Consider the following 20,580-nt stretch of genomic DNA (forward strand, 5'->3'; position numbering starts at 1 on the left):
GCCGTTGCTCCACACAGCCTCCACAAACCGCCCATGTCCGCTAAACAGGCGCGCGGTAGACTCTCCCTCACGCTATTTTGCACAAAAATAACTCACCTAATAAATCTGATAAAAATTACCCATAATGATGAACCGTAATAATCTTCGTTCTTCTGAACCTGCCGGAGTGATGCACTCGCTAAAAAAACTCGCGATACGGCACCGGAAAAAACTGGTTGTCACTTTTTTCCTGGTGGTGGCCGAAAACGTGACGTTTTTACTTTATCCCGTTCTGGCTGGCATCGCGATAAATGCCATCCTCGCCGGTGAAACGCTTAACGCCGCGCTGTATGGCCTGATGGTGCTTTGCATGTGGTTCATCGGTGCGGCCAGACGAAGCGTAGACACGCGCACGTTTGCACGCATTTATGCCGGACTCGCGGTTTCCGTCGTCCTGGCACAGCGCAAATATCAGCTTAACCATTCGGCGATCGCCGCCAGGGTAACGCTCTCGCGCGAATATGTGGATTTCTTTGAAATGCACCTTCCCCTGCTTATTACCTCGCTGAGCTCACTTTTTGGTGCCGCAATCATGTTGCTGTTTATTGAATTTTGGGCCGGCGTCATCTGCTTTGCGATTGTATTTATCCTGCTCGGATTTGTCTCAGGATATGCCCGTAAAAATGAATGGCTGTTCATGCGCCTGAATAATCGGCTGGAAAAAGAAGTGGATTATGTTCATAAGGCGGGCACGGCTACCCTTCACCGCCATTACTCCACGCTGGCGCGTTTGCGTATCGCATTATCTGACCGCGAGGCGTGGGGTTATTTGTGGGTCGGCGTGCTTGTTGCCGCGCTTTTTACGTTGACCATCGTCTGGATGACGCGCTCAACCGGCATCACCGCCGGACATATTTACTCGGTGATGACCTACATGTGGATGTTCGCGACGAGCCTCGATGACGCGCCGCAGCTTCTTGAGAAATTTTCACAGCTCAGGGATATCGGCAAGCGCGTATCCACTGATGATGAAATTCACGTAACCGGACGTTAATTTAATGCCGCATTTTTTTATCGAACGCCCCGTTTTCGCCTGGGTAGTGGCGCTTTTTATCGTTCTGGCAGGGCTCCTGTCTATTCCCCGTTTGCCGGTTGCGCAGTATCCGGCGGTGGCGCCGCCTGGAATCATTATTTCCGTCAGTTACCCGGGGGCCAGCCCCGATATCATGAACACGTCGGTGGTATCGTTAATCGAGCGCGAAATCTCCGGCGTAGATAATTTGCTCTACTTTGAATCATCCAGTGACACAACCGGTTCGGCATCGATTACCGTCACCTTTAAACCGGGCACGGACATCAAGCTGGCGCAGATGGATCTGCAGAATCAGATTAAGATCGTCGAGCCTCGTCTGCCTCAGGCGGTAAGGCAAAACGGCATCAACGTCGAGGCCGCTAACTCTGGCTTTTTAATGATGGTGGGGCTGAAGTCGGCGACGGGTCAATTTGAGGAAGCCGATTTAAGCGACTATTTTGCCAGAAACGTCAGTGACGAGCTTCGTCGCGTGCCCGGCGTAGGGAAAGTTCAGCTCTTTGGCGGCGAAAAAGCGCTGCGCATCTGGTTGGATCCCATGAAGCTCCACGGCTACGGGCTTTCGGTAAGCGATGTTCTTACCGCCGTTGGCCAGCAAAATGCCCTTGTTTCGCCCGGCAAAACGGGAGATGAGCCAGCCTCTGCAGGACAAGGGGTGACGTATCCCATCACCGTGAAGGGACAGCTCTCCTCGGTAGAGGCGTTCAGGAATATCACCCTGAAATCTGACGCATCCGGCGCCCGCCTGAAACTGTCCGACATTGCGCGGATTGAATCTGGCCTGCAAAGCTACGCCTTTGGTATCCGCGAAAATGGCGTGCCCGCAACGGCGGCAGCAATCCAGCTCTCGCCTGGCGCGAATGCGATGAGCACGGCTTCCGGCGTACGGGCGCGCATCGACGAACTTTCCCGGGTGTTACCCGAAGGAATGGCGTTTACGATCCCCTTCGACACCGCGCCGTTCGTGAAACTTTCTATCATGAAGGTTGTTCAGACATTTGTGGAAGCGATGGTCCTGGTCTTCCTGGTTATGCTGCTGTTTCTGCACAAGATACGCTGTACGCTTATCCCGGCGATTGTTGCTCCCGTCGCGCTTCTTGGCACCTTCACGGTGATGCTATTGAGCGGCTACTCCATCAATATTCTGACGATGTTCGGCATGGTGCTGGCAATAGGCATTATCGTTGATGATGCCATTGTGGTCGTGGAGAACGTTGAACGACTGATGGAGGAAAAAAGCCTGTCTCCGCGTGACGCTACGCGGCAAGCCATGCAGGAAATCACCCCGGCGATTATTGGCATCACGCTGGTGCTGACCGCCGTCTTTATCCCCATGGGGTTTGCGGAAGGATCCGTCGGGATTATCTACCGACAATTTTGTATTTCCATGGCGGTCTCCATACTGCTGTCCGCGTTTCTTGCCCTGACGCTGACGCCTGCCCTGTGCGCAACGTTACTCAAGCCGCATAAGCCAGGAAAGAGCGGAGGCGGAAGGTTCGTGGTCGGGTTTAACGCGCGCTTTCGTTCGCTCACCGCCAGTTACGAAGCCGGGCTGGGTGCCGTTCTGAAGCGAACCGGGCGTATGCTGCTCCTGTACGCTGCGCTTTGTGCTGCGCTGTTTTTGGGATTGTCTTCGTTACCGTCGTCCTTTCTGCCGGACGAAGATCAGGGCTACTTTATGTCCTCAATCCAGCTGCCTTCAGATGCCACGATGCAGCGTACCCTCAACGTGGTTAAAAAATTTGAAGAGGAAATTGCGGCCCGGCCGGATATTGAAAGCAACATTATGATCCTGGGCTTTGGATTTTCAGGTTCAGGGCCAAACTCGGCTATGGCCTTCACCACGCTGAAGGACTGGAAAGATCGGCAGGGCTCGACGGCCCAGGGGGAAGCCGACCGGATACAGGCCAGCATGGCAAACGTCTCTGATGCCGTCACGATGAGCCTGCTCCCGCCGGCCATTTCGGATATGGGCACCTCGTCGGGCTTCACCTGGTACGTGCAGGACAGAGCGGGACTGGGCTACGAGGCGTTAAAGCGCGCTGCCGACGCTCTGGTCCTGCAGGCCAACCAGCGCCCTGAACTGAGTGACGTGTATATAGACGGTCTGCCGGAAGGAACAAGCCTTGCGCTCCAGGTGGACAGAGAAAAGGCGGAAGCGATGGGCGTCTCGTTTGATGAAATCAACCAGACGCTCTCCGTCACCCTGGGCTCAAATTACGTCAACGACTATACGAACAACGGCCGCGTTCAGCAGGTGATCATTCAGGCCGATGCGCCCTACCGAATGCAGCCTGAGCAGATACTGACATTATCAGTGAAAAACCGGATGGGTCAGATGGTGCCGGTATCAACGTTTACCACGCTTTCCTGGCACGTTGCGCCCCAGCAGTTGACGCGTTATCAGGGATATTCGGCTATTCGCATTATCGGAAATGCGGCGCCGGGAGAGTCCAGCGGCACCGCAATGAAGGTTATGGAGGACGTGTCCATGAGTCTGCCTCAGGGCATGGCTGGCGAGTGGGCCGGGAGTTCATTGCAGGAGAGAAAATCGGAATCTCAGCTTCCGGGCCTTATCGTCCTGTCGATACTGGTCGTGTTTATGGTGCTCGCCGCCCTGTATGAGAGCTGGTCTATTCCATTTGCGGTCATGCTGGTCGTTCCGCTGGGTCTTATCGGCGCGGTAATCGCGGTGTCCGTTGCCGGCATGACGAATGACGTTTTCTTCAAGGTCGGCCTGATTACGCTTATCGGCCTGTCGGCCAAGAACGCCATTCTGATTGTTGAATTTGCGAGGCAGCTCCATCGCCAGGGGCAGCCCCTGCTGGCGGCAACCATTCATGCCGCCGGCCAGCGTCTGCGCCCTATTCTGATGACGTCGTTAGCCTTCACCTTAGGGGTTGTTCCGTTGATGCTGGCCAATGGTGCGAGCGACAGTACGCAGCATGCCATCGGTACCGGCGTATTTGGCGGCATGATTAGCGGTACGCTTCTCGCCATTTTCTTCGTACCGGTTTTCTTTATCGTCATCGCGCGCTTCATTGACAATCTCAGGAAAGCGTGAATACCCTCGCGGGATCGCGCTTCCTCGCTGGTTGGATGAGGTGAACCTGTTGCCGGGTGATATACTGGACGAATGCTGAAATTTTGAGCCCCCGCGAGTCCGCGGCGCATTCTTCGGGACAGGCGTCTTCGGAGAACAGCGAGAAATATCGTGACACAAGGGGCTGTGAGTGGGCTATAATTTCGAGCTAATTTCGAATGATTTTGAAATACTGCCTGTAACGCTATGAATTACAAGGCAAAATTAGCAATGAATATAAGGATTAAAGCTATGGGTTTTCTTTCCGGTAAGCGCATTCTGGTGACTGGCGTTGCCAGCAAACTGTCCATCGCATACGGCATCGCACAGGCAATGCATCGCGAAGGCGCTGAGCTGGCGTTCACCTACCAGAACGACAAGCTGAAAGGCCGTGTTGAAGAGTTTGCCGCGCAGCTGGGTTCCAGCATCGTTCTGGAATGTGACGTTGCACAAGACGAAAGCATCGACGGCATGTTTGCTGAACTGGCAAAAGCATGGCCGAAATTCGACGGTTTCGTTCACTCCATTGGCTTCGCTCCTGGCGACCAGCTGGACGGCGACTACGTGAACGCGGTTACCCGTGATGGCTTCAAAATCGCTCATGACATCAGCTCCTACAGCTTCGTTGCGATGGCGAAATCCTGCCGCGCGATGCTGAACCCGGGCGCAGCCCTGCTGACCCTGTCCTACCTGGGCGCTGAGCGTGCTATCCCTAACTACAACGTTATGGGCCTGGCGAAAGCCTCTCTGGAAGCCAACGTACGCTACATGGCGAACGCAATGGGTCCTGAAGGCGTGCGCGTTAACGCCATCTCTGCAGGTCCTATCCGCACCCTGGCAGCTTCCGGTATTAAAGATTTCCGTAAAATGCTGGCACACTGCGAAGCGGTTACCCCGATTCGTCGTACCGTTACCATTGAAGATGTGGGTAACTCTGCAGCATTCCTGTGCTCTGACCTTTCCGCTGGTATCTCCGGCGAAGTGGTTCACGTTGACGGCGGCTTCAACATCGCTGCAATGAACGAGCTGGAAATTAAATAAGCTGTGACTCTCTTCCCGCACGGGAAGAGAGTTTTCCCCCCGCACCGCCCCTTCGTTATTCCGTTCTGCTATTTGTTATCACCTAACAATATTTTTCCCTTTATCTGCCTTACGCCAGGATATTGATCGCCATTTTGAGATCAAGGAACGCACATGGAACAACGCCGTTTTTCCGGCAAAGGCCACTGGTATCACGAGACCCAGTCGAACCACGCGCAGACGGATGTTCTGCCTCTGGTGCCCGAAGCCGCTAACGTCGACGATCGTTTTTTGCTCGATTTAGCCCTGCCTGATGAGATTGTCGCCGCCTGTTCTGGCTGGCTTACCCCTGCCAGAGCCTTGTGCCACCAGCTGTTTCCGCTCTCGATTCCCGTGAACCGCCTGCATACGCTCAGCGCCTACGATCGGCTCAGCACCGCGCTAACGGTCGCCCAGGCCTGTGGCGTTCAGCGGCTCTGTAACCATTACGCCGCCCTCCTCGCCCCGCTTCCCGGCCCCGACTCCTCGCGTGAAAGCAACCGACGTCTGGCACAAATTACGCAGTATGCCCGCCAGCTCGCCAGCTCTCCTGATGTGATTGATGATAAAGCGCAGAACCAGCTTGATGAGGTTGGCCTGTCAATCTATGACATTGTGGTGATTAACCAGATTATCGGGTTTATTGGTTTTCAGGCGCGCGTGGTCGCGGTTTTTCAGGCGCTGTTAGGACACCCCGTTCGCTGGTTGCCAGGCCATCATATTCAGCCGCACACGCTGCCCGCGAGCCACGCCGCCTGGGTGCCGCTGTTGCCCGTCGTCGAGCTGCGCTATGCGAGTGCGCATCAGCTTGAGTCGCTGTCCCGCTGGCAGGCAGAACCCGCGCTGGAGGCGCTGACGCCGGTCCTTTGCCATGAGCCTTCGCTGCTCGACCTGACCGGAGAGATCCTCTTAAACACCCGCGAAGCGATCCCGCTGACGTCCCCCGCACTTTCGGCGGCGGTCGAACTGCTGACGCGCTCTCCGGACCGCTTCAGCGCCGCGCAGTTTACCCCGCTCACGGATCAGGGACTCCCCGCCGAACATGCCATCACGCTGCTTACCCGCAGCGCGTTTGATGGCTGGCTCAATCGTCTGAAAGTCGCGTTTGGTAAAGAGGAATAACCATACTAATTACCCAAAGAGCGCTTGCTGAGACAGTGAGAATCGCGTAAAACTGTCAGCCGCTCAATGGCTACGAAAATAGAACATTATGTTTCAGGACAACCCGCTGCTAGCGCAGCTTAAACAGCAACTGCATTCCCAGACGCCGCGTGCAGAAGGGGTCGTAAAAGCCACGGAAAAGGGCTTTGGCTTCCTTGAGGTTGACGCGCAGAAAAGCTACTTCATTCCGCCTCCGCAGATGAAGAAAGTGATGCATGGCGATCGCGTCATGGCCGTCATTCATACCGAGAAGGATCGCGAGTCTGCCGAGCCGGAAGAACTGATCGAACCGTTCCTGACCCGCTTTGTGGGCAAGGTGCAGAGAAAAGACGATCGTCTTGCTATCGTGCCGGATCATCCCCTGCTGAAAGATGCTATTCCCTGCCGCGCCGCCCGTGGCGTTGAGCATGATTTTAAAGAAGGTGACTGGGCCGTAGCAGAAATGCGCCGTCATCCTCTGAAAGGCGATCGCGGTTTTTATGCTGAGCTGACCCAGTTCATCACCTTTGGCGCCGACCATTTCGTACCATGGTGGGTCACGCTGGCACGCCACAATCTTGAAAAAGAAGCGCCGAACGGCGTAGCGACCGAGATGCAGGACGAAGGTTTGACGCGCCGCGATCTCACCGCGCTGGAGTTTGTCACCATCGACAGCGCCAGCACGGAAGATATGGATGACGCGCTGTACGCTGAAGAGAGCGCCGATGGCAAACTGCATCTGACCGTCGCCATTGCCGATCCAACCGCCTGGATTGCCGAAGGCAGCAAGCTTGATGACGCGGCGAAAATCCGTGCGTTCACCAACTACCTGCCGGGCTTCAATATTCCGATGCTGCCGCGCGAATTGTCAGACGATCTCTGCTCGCTGCGTCCAAATGAAGTGCGCCCGGTTCTTGCCTGCCGCATGACTATCGCCGCAGATGGCGCGATTGAAGACGATATCGAGTTCTTTGCCGCTACCATCGAATCGAAAGCCAAGCTGGCCTACGATAACGTCTCCGACTGGCTTGAAAATACCGGTAGCTGGAAACCTGAATCAGACGCCATTGCCGCGCAAATCCGTCTGCTGCATCGCATCTGCCTGAACCGCGGCGAGTGGCGTAAAACCCACGCGCTGGTGTTCAAAGACCGCCCGGATTATCGCTTTGTTCTGGGCGAGAAAGGCGAAGTGCTGGACATCGTGGCCGAACCGCGACGCATTGCGAACCGCATCGTTGAAGAGGCGATGATTTCCGCCAACATCTGTGCCGCACGCGTGCTGCGCGACAAGCTGGGCTTTGGTATTTACAACGTCCACACCGGTTTTGATCCGGCGAATACCGAAGCGCTGGCGGCCCTGCTGAAAAATCACGATGTGCACGTTGATCCGGAAGAAGTGCTGACGCTGCCGGGCTTCTGCAAGCTTCGCCGCGAGCTGGACGCGCAGCCGTCGGGCTTCCTGGACAGCCGCATTCGTCGCTTCCAGTCCTTCGCTGAAATCAGCACCGAGCCTGGCCCGCACTTTGGCCTTGGCCTCGAAGCTTACGCCACCTGGACATCGCCGATCCGTAAGTATGGCGATATGGTTAACCACCGCCTGCTGAAAGCGATTATCAAAGGTGAAACCATTGCCCGTCCTCAGGAGGACACCACGCTGCAGATGGCCGATCGTCGCCGTCTGAACCGCATGGCCGAGCGTGACGTTGGTGACTGGCTGTATGCACGCTTCCTGCAGGATAAAGCCGGTACGGATACCCGTTTCGCCGCAGAGATCATCGATATCAGCCGCGGGGGCATGCGCGTCCGCCTGGTCGATAACGGTGCTGTCGCGTTTATTCCTGCGCCGTTCCTGCATGCGGTTCGTGACGAAATGGTCTGTAGCCAGGAAAACGGTACCGTGCAAATTAAAGGTGAAACAGTTTACAAAGTCACCGACGTGATAGACGTTACTATCGCCGAAGTTCGCATGGAAACCCGCAGTATTATCGCGCGCCCTGTCGCCTGATAACCGGTTCAATTGTCGGCCGTTTCCTTTCCGGAAGGGCCGACAATTTTTCTTTTTATCCCCGCCACAAAATCATTATTTTTCCTTACTATTTTCAGTATCCCTTCGCCCAAAACCGCCATAATTATCTACAGTAAAAGAGTGTTGTTATATTCGGTTACGTGAATTTCTATACGCTCGGTATCCTTTTTAACCTGACTCGTTTTATTATAAGAAAGCAGGGAAAAACAACAGGTTCACTTCGGTTTTGCCGCTGTTTCTCAACGGAAAAGTCGACAGCAAATGAATAATTTGTGCGCTAATGAACAGCTGCGGGAGAAAACATGATGGACGATCTGGAGCAGAATTTGCTGTTTCGCTACATGGGAACTCACAGCCCGTGGTGGCGCCTGTCAGCTGACAGCAACGCTCTGCACTTTTCCACCAGCGAAAATGCCGATGTCACTCAGGTCGTGGCGCTGGACGATGAACAGGCCGATCTCATCCGTCATTTAACCGTTATTACCTCCAGCATTTCCATGTCGCTCTCCCTGTACGGGGAGGATGTCCCGGTTCATCTTGTGGGCCGTAAAATTACCCGCAACGAGTGGGCAGGCACCGCTTCCGCCTGGAACGATACGCCCTCCGTAGCGCGCGATCTGGCTCAGGGGCTCTCTTTCGCGGAGCAGGTTGTCTCTGAGGCCAACTCCGTCATTGTTATTCTCGATCAGCACGGCAATATTCAGCGTTTTAACCGGCTTAGCGAAGAGTACACCGGCCTGAAAGAGCAAGAAGTCATTGGTCAGAACGTATTTAAGCTGTTTATGAGCCGCAGCGAAGCGGCAGCCTCAAAGCGCAATATTACCGGTTTTTTTCGCAACGGCAGCTCCTACGAAGTCGAACGCTGGATCAAAACGCGTAAAGGGCAGCGCCTGTTTCTGTTCAGAAACAAATTCGTGCACAGCGGCAGCGGTAAAAATGAAATTTTCCTTATCTGTTCCGGGACCGATATTACCGAGGAGCGCCGCGCTCAGGAGCGGCTGCGCGTGCTGGCCAATACCGATACCATCACCGGCCTGCCAAACCGCAATGCGATCCACGATCTGATTTCTGACGCCATCGATAACCGCGGCGACACGCAGGTGGGCGTGGTGTATCTCGATCTGGATAACTTTAAAAAGGTCAACGACGCTTACGGGCATATGTTTGGCGATCAGCTGTTGCAGGCTGTCGCCCTCGCCATTTTGAGCTGTCTGGATGAAGAACAGGTGCTGGCGCGTCTTGGCGGCGATGAGTTTATCGTCATGGCCACCAATACCTCTCAGGGCTCTCTGGAGGCGATGGCGTCGCGCATTTTAACCCGTCTGCGCCAGCCGTTCCGAATCGGTCTGATTGAGATTTATACCGGCTGCTCTCTGGGTATCGCCCTCGCCCCGCAGCACGGGAACGACCGGGAAAGCGTTATTCGCAACGCCGATACCGCCATGTACACCGCCAAAGAGAACGGCCGGGGCAAGTTCTGCGTCTTCTCACCCGAGATGAACCAGCGCGTGTTTGAGTATCTTTGGTTGGATACCAACCTGCGCAAGGCACTGGATAACGATCAGCTTCTGATCCACTATCAGCCGAAAATAACCTGGCGTGGAGAAGTCAGAAGCCTTGAAGCGCTGGTCCGCTGGCAATCGCCAGAACGCGGCCTGATCCCGCCGCTGGAGTTTATCTCTTATGCCGAGGAGTCGGGGTTGATTGTGCCGCTGGGCCGTTGGGTGATGCTCGACGTGGTTCGTCAGGTGGCAAAATGGCGCGATAAGGGAATAAACCTGCGCGTGGCGGTGAACGTCTCTGCACGCCAGCTGGCCGACCAGACTATTTTCAGCGACTTAAAGCAGGCGCTGAAGGATCTGAATTTTGAATACTGCCCGGTCGACGTTGAGTTGACCGAAAGCTGTCTTATCGAAAATGAAGAGCTGGCGCTGTCCGTGATCCAGCAGTTCAGCAGACTCGGGGCGCAAATTCATCTGGATGATTTTGGCACCGGCTACTCTTCCCTTTCTCAGCTGGCCCGCTTCCCTATCGACGCCATTAAGCTCGATCAATCTTTCGTCAGGGATATTCATAAGCAGTCTATTTCCCAGTCGCTGGTGCGCGCTATCGTCGCGGTGGCGCAGGCGTTAAATCTGCAGGTGATTGCCGAGGGTGTGGAGAATGCAAAAGAAGACGCCTTTCTGACCAAGAACGGCGTCAACGAACGGCAGGGTTTTCTGTTTGCTAAGCCGATGCCCGCTGCCGCATTCGAGCGATGGCTAAAACGATATCAAGCGCGAAATCAACGTTAACTGGCTTTACGCAGGCCCACCGCGTGATGGCGGTTTTGCAGCGTGACCAGACGCTCCATGTAGGCGATATCTTTCGGCTCCAGGCAGAAAGCGGCATCAACCCAGTCTTCCGTGATGTCCATCAGTTCACTGCGAGGCAATTGCAGAACGCGCGTACGGGCGCGCAGCATCGCCCTTACGCCATTCAGTTTTGGCCGCAGCGTATCGATGAAGGTTCGGGTGGAGACATAGCTTTGTCCCGGTTCAAACAGGACATCCACCAGCCCGTGCTGTTCGTACCATTCAGCCGTATGGGATTCCCCTTTGTAGATGAGTTCCTCCGCCAGCTTCATGCCTGAACGGCGTGCAACCAGGGAATATCCTCCCATACCCGGAAACAGGTTGAAGGCAATCTCCGGGAAACCTAAACGGGCATCGCGCTGAGCCAGGACGAAATGGTGCGCCAGAGCGGCCTCAAACCCGCCCCCTAACGCACTGCCTTCTACCATTGCCAGAGTGATGGCTCCCGTATCAAACCCCCGTGAGGCCGCATGGACGCAATCAACGCAGGCGCGAGCGTACGCCCGTAACGCTTCCCGACGTCCGTTCTGAATGCACTCGACGAAGAACTGTAAATCACCGCCCGTATTGTACATCTCGGGAACCAGCGATCCGGTTACCCAAAAATCAACCGCAATCCCAGACTGGCGAACCAGCCATGAAAAGTTCATGATCTCCTCTATTAACGCATGGTTAAAGCAAGGACGTGGCTGAGCCCGCAGCATCATCCAGACCGTGTGACGCTCCGCCTCGTAATATCCTGACAGCTGCGTGAACCGTTCAGTATCGGTAAACAGTGTGCAGGTAGGCTGATTGATAACTGTCATAGTCTAATTCCTCTTATAAAAAAGCGCCTTGCGCGCAGTTTTAGACTAATCCAGTCATTAAGCCTGCTGCATGAGGGGGAATAAATTTATCACTTACGTTTATGTAATTTAGTTATTGCATTTTTTCCCTTCTCTTTTGATCCTATTTTCTGCATCATTGAAAATATTAACTTTTCGCGCCTGGGGTGAGATTATGTCGACTATTGACGCACAAGCTGTAGCACAACGAATTGATACCGTGCTGGATATCCTGGTGGCGGGCGATTATCACTCTGCTATCCGTAATCTCGAGATCCTGAAGTCTGAACTTCTTGCTCAGAATGGTGCTGACAACGCGCCTGAAAACAGACAGCCAAAAGCGCCGTGGGAAGTTTAATTCCACCGTCTCCGACCTCGTTTCGCTTTATTAAATGGATGCTATGAATTCCCGACAACAACTCATTTTGCAGATGGTCATCGATCAGGGACGCGTAAGCGTAGTCGATCTCGCTAAAACCACCGGCGTTTCTGAAGTCACCATCCGTCAGGATCTTAATCTGCTGGAAAAACAGAGCTACCTGCGTCGCGCGCACGGATATGCTGTCCCGCTGGACAGTGATGACGTAGAGACGCGCATGATGAATAACTACGCGCTCAAACGTGAACTGGCGGAATTTGCCGCGTCCCTGGTGAACAACGGCGAGACCGTCTTTATTGAAAACGGCAGCAGCAATGCCCTTCTGGCGCGCACGCTTGCCGATCAAAAAGACGTTACCATCATCACCGTCAGCAGCTATATCGCGCATTTGCTCAAAGAGACGCGCTGCGAGGTGATTCTGCTGGGCGGTATTTACCAGAAAAAAAGTGAAAGCATGGTTGGCCCGCTGACCCGTCAGTATGTTCAGCAGGTTCATTTCAGCAAGGCCTTTATCGGGATTGACGGCTGGCAGCCGGAGACAGGTTTTACCGGCCGGGATATGATGCGCTCTGACGTGGTGAATGCCGTGCTGGAAAAAGAGTGTGAAGCCATTGTGCTGACCGACAGCTCTAAATTTGGCGCCGTTCACCCTTATACGATGGGCCCGGTTTCACGCTTTAGCCGCGTGATTACCGATGAACGGTTGAGCGATGCGCACCGTAATAAACTGGAAGATGACGGGCTGATCGTCAATATTATTAAAACGACCGCCTGAGTTCCCTCCGCGCCCGAATTTCGGGCGCATACGCCCTTCTTTCTCTGAGATGATTCCTGGTACTTCTTTAAGAGTTTTTACCTGTTTAACCTGCATTAAAGTCGTAAAATTAATGTTAGCGATATAACAGGAAGTGACTATCACCTGCGTGATTACGTAACGCCTGCGCGACCAGCTTTCACGGAGAACAGAATTAAGTATTCGATTCGTCTATGCTTAACGTGTACATCTTTCCGTGAATCGATAATTCAGGAGAAAGTATTATGACCTTAACCAGCAAAAAATTAGCCGCCGCTGTTCTGGCAATCACTGTAGCAATGTCCCTGAGCGCGTGCTCTAACTGGTCTAAACGTGACCGTAACACCGCTATTGGTGCCGGTGCCGGTGCTCTCGGTGGTGCAGTATTAACGGATGGTAGTACGCTGGGTACATTAGGTGGCGCTGCTGTCGGTGGTATTATCGGTCACCAGGTTGGCAAATAATTATTATCTAAGCCTTCCCCGGTATTGCGATATTTGAACGCATTTCAGGTCTGACATACGCACGTATATAACACGAGCCACGGCATTTGCCGTGGCTCATTTATTTTAACCGCCTGCCAGTTTGACCTTCATCCCTTTGGCTTCCAGCAGAGATTTTATTAAATCGCGCTTATCTCCCTGGATTTCAATAATGCCGTCTTTCACGGCGCCGCCGCAGCCACATTTTTTTTTCAACTCGGCCGCCAGCTTTGCCAGTTCAGCATCATCCAGGTCAATGCCGGAGATAAGGCAAACCCCTTTCCCTTTTCGTCCACTGGTCTGGCGCTGGATCCGAACGATGCCGTCCCCCTTTGGACGTTCCACTTTCGCTTTCGGCTCGTCTATACGCCCGCTATCGGTTGAATAGACCAGACGGCTGTTGGAATCGGTCATTAGGCCCCCTGTTTCAGCGATGCATTGATAGCCTTAAGCGTCTCAGCCGGGTTGGCAGACTGCGTTACCGGACGCCCGATGACCATGTAGTCAACGCCAGCAGCCAGCGCCTGCTCAGGCGTCATAATGCGGCGCTGATCGCCCACTTCGCTGCCTGCAGGACGAATACCCGGCGTAACCAGTTTAAAATCCTGGCCCAGCGCTGATTTGAAACGTACCGCTTCCTGCGCGGAGCAGACGACGCCATCCAGGCCGCAATGCTGCGTCAGACGCGCGAGACGTTCGGCATGCTCGGCGGGTGACAACGTCACGCCCAGGTCGCGTAGATCGTTTTCGTCCATACTGGTCAGCACGGTGACCGCAATCAGCAACGGTGCATCTTTACCGAACGGCAGGAGCGCCTCACGGGCGGCCGTCATCATTCTTGCCCCACCCGATGCATGGACGTTGACCATCCATACGCCCAGCTCTGCGGCTGCGGCAACGGCATGCGCCGTGGTATTCGGGATATCGTGGAATTTCAGGTCGAGGAAAACGTTAAAGCCACGCTGCTGCAGATCGCGAACGATTTGCGGTCCAAACAGCGTGAACATCTCTTTGCCAACTTTCAGACGGCAGTCGCGAGGGTCGATGCCGTCGACAAACGCCAGTGCAGCGTCACGCTTATTGTAATCAAGCGCAACAACAACAGGAGAATCCGTAATTACGCGGGAAGTGGAGGATGTAACAGACGTCATGACCAGCCCTTTTCGTCTATGGGCGCGCAGCGGCGCGGAACAGATAAACGGCCAGCATTCTACCTGCCGACGCCGCAAATTGACAGGATCCATTTACGCGCCTGCCAGGCCGGCAAACCGCACGGAGCACAGGACAGTGGAAAAACGATCAGTATGTTGTAACTAAAATGGAGTGTTTTAAAAAAATTACTGCCCGTCCAGGCCGCGGATTGGCTTGATGGTGGACCAGGCGCGGCAGGAAGGACAGTGCCAGTAGAGCGTATACGCGGTAAAACCACACTTCTGGCAACGATAGCGCGGCTTGCTGCGCACCTGTTCGCCAACCATGTCGCGCAGCACCATCAGGCTCTCTTTGGCGCGCCCTTCTTCTGCGTCGTTCAGGTGGTAATCCATCAGCTTGTGGAACACCCGCATGGTCGGATGACGCTGCAGCTGACGCGTAATATAAACCTGCGCGGTGTCGCTTCCCTCATACTGCTCAACAACGTCAGAGAGCATCAGTTCAGCGGTGGCGCCGGTATTTTCTTCCACGCAGCGACGCAGGAACGCTACCCACTCTTCCTGCTTGTCGAGCTGTTGATAGCAGGTTTGCAGCATTTCCAGCGTTTCACTGACCAGTTCTTTGTCCTGGTCGATAACCCGCAGCAGGCTTTCAACGGCTTTGGCGTAGTCGCCATTCGCCATAAAGACGCGCCCCATCATGATGGAGATGCGCGCGCTGTTGCGATCCGCGGCGGCGCCTTTCTTCAGCAGCGCCATGGCTTTATCCATGTCGTCGTTGCCCATCTGCTGAAGCGCAAGCTCACAGTAGAAATGGGCGATCTCAACTCGCTGCTTATCTTTACCCAGCTTCACCAGACGTTCAGCGGTATCAATGGCTTTCTGCCAGTCGCTGGTGGCCTGATAAATCTGCAGGAGTTGCTGCAACGCGCCGATGCGGAAATCTGTTTCATCGACCAGCTGCGCAAACATATCTTCTGCGCGATCGTACAACCCTGCGGCCATGTAATCCCGCCCCAGCTGTTGCACCGCAAGGAGACGTTGATCGTAGGTCAGCGAGGCGCTTTCCATCAGGGTCTGGTGAATACGAATGGCGCGATCGACCTCGCCGCGCGAGCGGAACAGGTTGCCCAGGGTGAGATGCGCTTCAACCGTCCCCGTATCCTCTTTAAGCATATCGAGGAACAGGTCTACCGCTTTGTCCTGCTGATTGCTCAGGAGGAAGTTCACCCCCGCAACGTAGTCGCGGGAGAGGCGGTTGGCCTCATCCTGTTTTGTTTGTTGCGCACTTCTGCGGCCCATATACCAGCCATAGGCTGCGGCTACAGGCAAAAGCAGAAACAACAACTCCAGCATAGTCGATTATTCCTTCACGACCGGCACACCAGAGCTTTCCGGGATGTCAGACGCAGGGGCAATGTTATTTTCGAGTCGCTTAATTTTACGTTCAGCGCGCGCAAGAGAAACACGGACTTTCAGCCAGAACAGACCGCAAACCAGCCAGCCAATGGCAAAGCCGGCAGCAAATAAGACCGCCAGCAGGCTCGAGACGCGATACTCACCCTGAGCCAGCAGATAGTTAAACGTCACCTGCTGATCGTTTTGTGCACCCAACGTGACTGAAATGACAAAAATCGCCAATACCAGTAAGAAAATGAGTAAATATTTCACATTACTTCCCGTTATGTGGTTCAAGCGAATAAAGTGTGTTCAATTCACCGCAATCAGCCTTATAAACTACCATTTTAGCGACGAGCGCGAAACGGAAAAAGTGACGCGCAGGTCATGGATCTATGGGCAAAATGCGGAATATCAACCGTCAGGCGTCTGTCTGGTCCCTTTCGGCTATTTCTTCTTTCTCTTCTGGCGGTGGCGTCAGCGGGCCGCAGAATCGTTCAGTGAGCCAGGTCGCCATCATGATCAGCAGCCATGAGATGAGCGTGGCGACGACCAGGTCGCGCGGCCAGTGCATCCCCAGCAGCAGGCGGCTTCCCATAACCCCGGTCGCCCAGACCAGTAAAATCACGATAGTAATCGTTCGACGCCTTGGCCAAAGCAGCCCAACCCCCAGCAACGCCCAGCTGGCCGCAAACATGGTGTGGCCGGAAGGAAACGCGAACCCGGTCTCTTTCTGCCAGTGTTTGCGCAAGAATTTCGGGATATCCTGCTGTTCCGCAAGCTGTTCTTTCACCAGCGCGCCACGATCTTTACGCTTTAAATTGTAGAACTCATCTACCGGAACATGATGCGTTTTTTCCAGCCAGACGACAAAAGGACGCGGCTCCTGAACGCGATCTTTAACCCAGGACTTCACGCCCTGACCGACAAGGATAGCGCCCCCAAGGATCGCAAAGAGCACCAGCGCCGCGCGCAAACGAAAGCGCAGGCACCACAGAAACCAGGCGCAGAGGAGTACGTGGGTAATAATCCCCCACGGCTGGGTGACCGTTTCCGTTATCCAGTATAACGTTTTCAGCCACGTGGCATTATGCCCGGGCTGCCACATCCAGCCTGAAAGCCATACGGCCAGTGGCATAATCAGTAAAATGGCCGCACCTGCTGCCGTACGTCTGGCGATTGAAAGCATGTCTTCTCCTTTTTCGCTAAGCGTCACAATCATAACTGAAATTAATCATCCTGGTGGATATGTCGGATCGTGCGTTTAACGTTCATATAGCATGGTGCCCATTAGGCGAACCTGCTGAGCTTGTGGCAAAATGAACTGATACAGAAAGCAAAACAGGGCAAAGGCACGAAACGTGTCAGCCTACTCTGGAGAATCACATGCAGCTTAAACGTGTGGCAGAAGCCAAACTGCCAACCCCATGGGGCGATTTCCTGATGGTGGGTTTTGAAGAACTGGCAACCGGACAGGATCATGTCGCGCTGGTTTATGGCGACATTTCAGGACAGACGCCGGTTCTGTCCCGCGTCCATTCAGAGTGTCTTACCGGCGACGCGCTGTTCAGCCTGCGCTGTGATTGTGGTTTCCAGCTGGAAGCCGCCCTGTCTCATATTGCAGAAGAAGGCCGCGGTGTGCTGCTTTATCACCGTCAGGAAGGTCGTAATATTGGTCTGCTGAATAAAATCCGCGCCTACGCGCTTCAGGACCAGGGCTACGATACGGTTGAAGCAAACCATCAGCTTGGCTTTGCCGCTGACGAACGCGACTTCACCTTATGCGCCGATATGTTCAAGCTGCTGGGCGTCGACGAAGTTCGCCTGTTGACCAATAACCCGAAAAAAGTGGAGATCCTGACCGAAGCGGGGATCAACATCGTCGAGCGCGTACCGCTGATTGTCGGCCGAAACCCGAAAAACGCCCACTACCTGGATACCAAAGCCGCCAAAATGGGCCATCTGCTGAAAGAGTGATGCTAAAAAGCCCGGCACGGGTGCCGGGCTCGTTTTATCAGTCCAGCATCTTACGAATCACATAATGTAAAATGCCGTCGTTCTGGTAATAGGTCAGCTCGGTTGCCGTATCAATACGGCACCGGCAATCCAGCACCTCGATTTTCCCGTCTGCCCGCGTTAACTTCACCGGCACCGTTTTCCCCGGCTGCAGATTTTGCAGACCGCTAATCTCAATCTGCTCTTCCCCGGTCAGCCCCAGCGTTTTACGCGTCACGCCCTGCGGGAACTCAAGCGGCAGGATCCCCATACCGATCAGATTCGAGCGGTGAATACGTTCGAACGATTCAGCGATGACCACGCGAACGCCAAGCAGACGCGGACCTTTCGCCGCCCAGTCGCGGCTGGAGCCGGAACCGTACTCTTTCCCGGCGATCACCGCCAGCGGCGTACCTTCCTGTTGATATTTGACCGCCGCATCATAGATCGAAACGACTTCCGTCCCCGGCAGATGGCGCGTCATGCCCCCTTCCACGCCCGGGGCCATTTCGTTACGAATGCGGATGTTGGCAAACGTTCCGCGCATCATGACTTCATGATTACCGCGACGCGATCCGTAGGAGTTAAAATCGCGGCGTTCGACGCCCCGGCTTTGCAGATAACGGCCTGCCGGGCTATCGGCTTTGATACTCCCCGCCGGAGAGATATGGTCGGTCGTGACGGAATCTCCCAGCATCGCCAGTATGCGCGCGCCGTGGATATCCTTAAGCGGTGCCGGCTCGGCCAGCATCTCATCAAAGAACGGCGACAGACGAATATAGGTCGAGTCATCCTGCCAGTCGTAGGTATCTGAGCCCACGACGTTGATGGTTTTCCACTCCGGCGTGCCTTCAAAGACCTCCGCATACTCTTTGCGGAACATCTCGGTTGAGACCTTTTCAACGGCCAGCGCGATTTCACGTGAAGATGGCCAGATATCTTTCAGGTATACAGGATCGTTCTTGCGATCGTGACCAATCGGGTCGGTCGCCAGGTTGATATTCATGTTCCCTGCAAGGGCATATGCCACAACCAGCGGCGGTGAGGCGAGCCAGTTGGTTTTCACCAGCGGGTGAATACGCCCTTCAAAGTTTCGGTTACCGGACAGGACCGCGCCTACCGTCAGGTCACCCTGCTTGATCGCCGTTTCAATGGGTTCAGGCAGCGGGCCGGAGTTACCAATACAGGTCGTACAGCCGTAGCCCACGAGGTTGAAGCCCAGTTCGTCAAGGTACGGCGTCAGTTTGGCCTGCGCCAGGTAATCCGATACCACTTTGGAACCCGGTGCCAGCGAGGCCTTGACCCATGGCTGAGGTTTTAGCCCAAGCTCTACCGCCTTTTTCGCCAGCAGACCGGCCGCCATTAATACGCTGGGGTTCGAGGTGTTGGTGCAGGAGGTAATGGCCGCAATAACAACCGCGCCATCCGGGAGCTGATACTGATGTCCGTTCAGAACATAGTCGACCGGACGGTGATCTTTCTGCGCCACGTTCACTTCAAGGGCATTGCTGGCGGCAAAGGCTTTTGGCACGTCACTCAACGCAACCCGATCCTGCGGACGTTTCGGTCCGGCGAGGCTCGCCTCAACGCTTCCCATATCGAGTTCAAGCGTGCTGGTGAAGACCGGTTCATCGCCCGGGTTTCGCCACATGCCCTGCGCTTTGGTATAGGCCTCCACCAGCGCGACCTGCTCTTCGCTGCGCCCGCTAAGGCGCATGTATTCCAGCGTGACGTCATCGATGGGGAAAAAGCCGCAGGTTGCACCGTATTCCGGCGCCATATTGGCAATTGTGGCGCGGTCGGCCAGCGGCAGCGAATCCAGACCATCCCCGTAGAATTCTACAAACTTGCCCACCACACCATGCTTACGTAGCATCTGGGTGACGGTGAGCACCAGATCGGTGGCGGTAATGCCTTCAGACAGCTTGCCGGTGAGCTTGAAGCCCACCACGTCAGGGATAAGCATGGACACCGGCTGGCCGAGCATGGCCGCTTCCGCTTCGATACCCCCGACGCCCCAGCCCAGCACGCCCAGACCGTTGATCATGGTGGTATGGGAGTCCGTGCCCACCAGCGTGTCCGGATAGGCGACCCACTCTTTATCCTGCAATTCACTCCAGACGGCTTTACCCAGATATTCAAGGTTAACCTGGTGACAAATACCGGTACCCGGCGGGACCACGCTAAACCGGCTGAACGCCTGCTGCCCCCACTTCAGGAACACGTAGCGCTCGTGGTTGCGCTCCATCTCCAGACGCACGTTCTCGCCAAAGGCGTCGTCATCCCCAAAGCGGTCAACGGTTACGGAGTGGTCAATGACGAGGTCAACGGGGGAAAGCGGATTCACTTTTGCCGTATCTCCGCCGAGACGCTTAACGGCCTCGCGCATCGCGGCTAAATCAACGACGGCAGGAACACCGGTAAAGTCCTGCATCAGCACCCTGGCCGGGCGGTAGGCGATTTCTCTGTCGGCATGGGCATTTTCCAGCCACCCTGCCAGCGCCTGGATATCATCGAGGGTGACAGAGTCACCGTCCTGCCAGCGCAATAGATTTTCCAGTAAAACTTTCAATGACTTGGGTAAACGCGAAATGTCCCCAAGCGTTCTGGCAGCCAGCGGCAGGCTGTAGTAATGCCAGGTTTTATTTTCTGCCTGTAACGTATCCTTACTGGCTTCGCGTAGGGTTAACGACATAAGCTCCTCCTTAATCACAGAGATGCCCCGACAATCATCAGGGCCGTAATTAAAGATAACACAAAGATATCGTAACGTTTTGATAACAACCCAAATTGATAAATTTAGGATTGGTCCATAAAGGGAAAACAAA

Annotated in this window: 17 protein-coding genes; 10 read left to right on the forward strand and 7 right to left on the reverse strand. The window is 54.7% G+C overall.

Features of this window, described 5'->3' with window-relative positions:
- The first annotated feature begins 124 nt into the window (after window positions 1-124).
- The 6 genes from USF70_RS07975 (at window position 125) to pdeR (ending at window position 10,670) form a co-directional block, all read left to right on the forward strand.
- Complete coding sequence (locus tag USF70_RS07975; RefSeq protein ID WP_320709418.1) at window positions 125-1,033, forward strand: ABC transporter six-transmembrane domain-containing protein; 909 nt, start codon at window positions 125-127, stop codon at window positions 1,031-1,033.
- Between the two features lie 4 nt (window positions 1,034-1,037).
- Window positions 1,038-4,133: a multidrug efflux RND transporter permease subunit gene (locus USF70_RS07980; protein ID WP_320735518.1), complete on the forward strand. Its 3,096-nt coding sequence runs from the start codon at window positions 1,038-1,040 to the stop codon at window positions 4,131-4,133.
- 270 nt (window positions 4,134-4,403) lie between these two features.
- Window positions 4,404-5,192 (forward strand): enoyl-ACP reductase FabI, encoded by a 789-nt coding sequence (fabI, locus tag USF70_RS07985; RefSeq protein ID WP_003856831.1) that lies wholly within the window; start codon window positions 4,404-4,406, stop codon window positions 5,190-5,192.
- Between the two features lie 153 nt (window positions 5,193-5,345).
- Entirely contained in the window at window positions 5,346-6,332 is a 987-nt protein-coding gene (locus USF70_RS07990) for a CMD domain-containing protein (RefSeq protein WP_320735519.1), read from the forward strand.
- Between the two features lie 88 nt (window positions 6,333-6,420).
- Window positions 6,421-8,355: an exoribonuclease II gene (locus USF70_RS07995; RefSeq protein ID WP_048975109.1), complete on the forward strand. Its 1,935-nt coding sequence runs from the start codon at window positions 6,421-6,423 to the stop codon at window positions 8,353-8,355.
- 323 nt (window positions 8,356-8,678) lie between these two features.
- On the forward strand, window positions 8,679-10,670 hold the full coding sequence (pdeR, locus tag USF70_RS08000; protein WP_196354284.1) for a cyclic di-GMP phosphodiesterase: 1,992 nt from the start codon (window positions 8,679-8,681) through the stop codon (window positions 10,668-10,670).
- Here pdeR and USF70_RS08005 read toward each other — a convergent pair.
- Window positions 10,667-11,536 carry a crotonase/enoyl-CoA hydratase family protein gene (locus USF70_RS08005; RefSeq protein WP_320735520.1) on the reverse strand — a complete coding sequence of 290 codons (870 nt, stop codon included), beginning with the start codon at window positions 11,534-11,536 and terminating at the stop codon, window positions 10,667-10,669. The genes pdeR and USF70_RS08005 overlap by 4 nt on opposite strands.
- A gap of 193 nt (window positions 11,537-11,729) precedes the next feature.
- Between USF70_RS08005 and USF70_RS08010 the strand changes: the two genes are divergently transcribed.
- The 3 genes from USF70_RS08010 (at window position 11,730) to osmB (ending at window position 13,190) form a co-directional block, all read left to right on the forward strand.
- Window positions 11,730-11,912, forward strand: coding sequence for a hypothetical protein (locus USF70_RS08010; RefSeq protein ID WP_024907126.1), 183 nt, complete (start codon window positions 11,730-11,732; stop codon window positions 11,910-11,912).
- Between the two features lie 43 nt (window positions 11,913-11,955).
- Complete coding sequence (locus USF70_RS08015) at window positions 11,956-12,708, forward strand: DNA-binding transcriptional regulator YciT (protein WP_023312063.1); 753 nt, start codon at window positions 11,956-11,958, stop codon at window positions 12,706-12,708.
- A gap of 263 nt (window positions 12,709-12,971) precedes the next feature.
- A complete protein-coding gene (gene osmB, locus USF70_RS08020) occupies window positions 12,972-13,190 on the forward strand; it encodes an osmotically-inducible lipoprotein OsmB (protein ID WP_008501216.1) in 219 nt (72 codons plus the stop codon).
- A 105-nt stretch (window positions 13,191-13,295) separates the two neighbouring features.
- Here the strand turns inward: osmB and yciH are convergent, their stop codons facing one another.
- The 5 genes from yciH to pgpB form a co-directional block, all read right to left on the reverse strand.
- On the reverse strand, window positions 13,296-13,622 hold the full coding sequence (gene yciH, locus USF70_RS08025; protein WP_023312064.1) for a stress response translation initiation inhibitor YciH: 327 nt from the start codon (window positions 13,620-13,622) through the stop codon (window positions 13,296-13,298).
- Window positions 13,622-14,359: an orotidine-5'-phosphate decarboxylase gene (gene pyrF / locus USF70_RS08030; RefSeq protein WP_167818646.1), complete on the reverse strand. Its 738-nt coding sequence runs from the start codon at window positions 14,357-14,359 to the stop codon at window positions 13,622-13,624. Before pyrF ends, yciH begins: the two co-directional genes overlap by 1 nt.
- Before the next feature lie 186 nt (window positions 14,360-14,545).
- Window positions 14,546-15,715, reverse strand: a complete 1,170-nt coding sequence (gene lapB / locus USF70_RS08035) for a lipopolysaccharide assembly protein LapB (RefSeq protein WP_023335944.1) — start codon at window positions 15,713-15,715, stop codon at window positions 14,546-14,548.
- A 6-nt stretch (window positions 15,716-15,721) separates the two neighbouring features.
- A complete protein-coding gene (locus USF70_RS08040; protein ID WP_023312067.1) occupies window positions 15,722-16,030 on the reverse strand; it encodes a LapA family protein in 309 nt (102 codons plus the stop codon).
- A 148-nt stretch (window positions 16,031-16,178) separates the two neighbouring features.
- A complete protein-coding gene (pgpB, locus tag USF70_RS08045; protein ID WP_048975163.1) occupies window positions 16,179-16,946 on the reverse strand; it encodes a phosphatidylglycerophosphatase B in 768 nt (255 codons plus the stop codon).
- A gap of 197 nt (window positions 16,947-17,143) precedes the next feature.
- On the opposite strand from pgpB, the gene ribA reads away from it, so the two are divergent.
- Complete coding sequence (gene ribA, locus USF70_RS08050; protein WP_008501210.1) at window positions 17,144-17,734, forward strand: GTP cyclohydrolase II; 591 nt, start codon at window positions 17,144-17,146, stop codon at window positions 17,732-17,734.
- A gap of 37 nt (window positions 17,735-17,771) precedes the next feature.
- On the opposite strand, the gene acnA is transcribed toward ribA, so the two are convergent.
- Window positions 17,772-20,447, reverse strand: a complete 2,676-nt coding sequence (acnA, locus tag USF70_RS08055) for an aconitate hydratase AcnA (protein WP_232937826.1) — start codon at window positions 20,445-20,447, stop codon at window positions 17,772-17,774.
- Window positions 20,448-20,580: the final 133 nt, after the last annotated feature.

The sequence above is a fragment of the Enterobacter sp. 237C8 genome, assembly GCF_034106865.1.
Lineage (GTDB): Bacteria > Pseudomonadota > Gammaproteobacteria > Enterobacterales > Enterobacteriaceae > Enterobacter > Enterobacter asburiae_B.

What these genes read in the sequence shown, in the direction of transcription:
- fabI (WP_003856831.1), top strand. Translation starts at nt 4,404, where the DNA reads ATGGGTTTTCTTTCCGGTAAGCGCATTCTGGTGACTGGCGTTGCCAGC.
- pgpB (WP_048975163.1), bottom strand. Translation starts at nt 16,946, where the DNA reads ATGCTTTCAATCGCCAGACGTACGGCAGCAGGTGCGGCCATTTTACTG.
- USF70_RS07975 (WP_320709418.1), top strand. Translation starts at nt 125, where the DNA reads ATGATGAACCGTAATAATCTTCGTTCTTCTGAACCTGCCGGAGTGATG.
- pyrF (WP_167818646.1), bottom strand. Translation starts at nt 14,359, where the DNA reads ATGACGTCTGTTACATCCTCCACTTCCCGCGTAATTACGGATTCTCCT.
- USF70_RS07995 (WP_048975109.1), top strand. Translation starts at nt 6,421, where the DNA reads ATGTTTCAGGACAACCCGCTGCTAGCGCAGCTTAAACAGCAACTGCAT.
- acnA (WP_232937826.1), bottom strand. Translation starts at nt 20,447, where the DNA reads ATGTCGTTAACCCTACGCGAAGCCAGTAAGGATACGTTACAGGCAGAA.
- USF70_RS08010 (WP_024907126.1), top strand. Translation starts at nt 11,730, where the DNA reads ATGTCGACTATTGACGCACAAGCTGTAGCACAACGAATTGATACCGTG.
- USF70_RS07990 (WP_320735519.1), top strand. Translation starts at nt 5,346, where the DNA reads ATGGAACAACGCCGTTTTTCCGGCAAAGGCCACTGGTATCACGAGACC.
- ribA (WP_008501210.1), top strand. Translation starts at nt 17,144, where the DNA reads ATGCAGCTTAAACGTGTGGCAGAAGCCAAACTGCCAACCCCATGGGGC.
- osmB (WP_008501216.1), top strand. Translation starts at nt 12,972, where the DNA reads ATGACCTTAACCAGCAAAAAATTAGCCGCCGCTGTTCTGGCAATCACT.
- USF70_RS08015 (WP_023312063.1), top strand. Translation starts at nt 11,956, where the DNA reads ATGAATTCCCGACAACAACTCATTTTGCAGATGGTCATCGATCAGGGA.
- USF70_RS07980 (WP_320735518.1), top strand. Translation starts at nt 1,038, where the DNA reads ATGCCGCATTTTTTTATCGAACGCCCCGTTTTCGCCTGGGTAGTGGCG.
- pdeR (WP_196354284.1), top strand. Translation starts at nt 8,679, where the DNA reads ATGATGGACGATCTGGAGCAGAATTTGCTGTTTCGCTACATGGGAACT.
- yciH (WP_023312064.1), bottom strand. Translation starts at nt 13,622, where the DNA reads ATGACCGATTCCAACAGCCGTCTGGTCTATTCAACCGATAGCGGGCGT.
- lapB (WP_023335944.1), bottom strand. Translation starts at nt 15,715, where the DNA reads ATGCTGGAGTTGTTGTTTCTGCTTTTGCCTGTAGCCGCAGCCTATGGC.
- USF70_RS08005 (WP_320735520.1), bottom strand. Translation starts at nt 11,536, where the DNA reads ATGACAGTTATCAATCAGCCTACCTGCACACTGTTTACCGATACTGAA.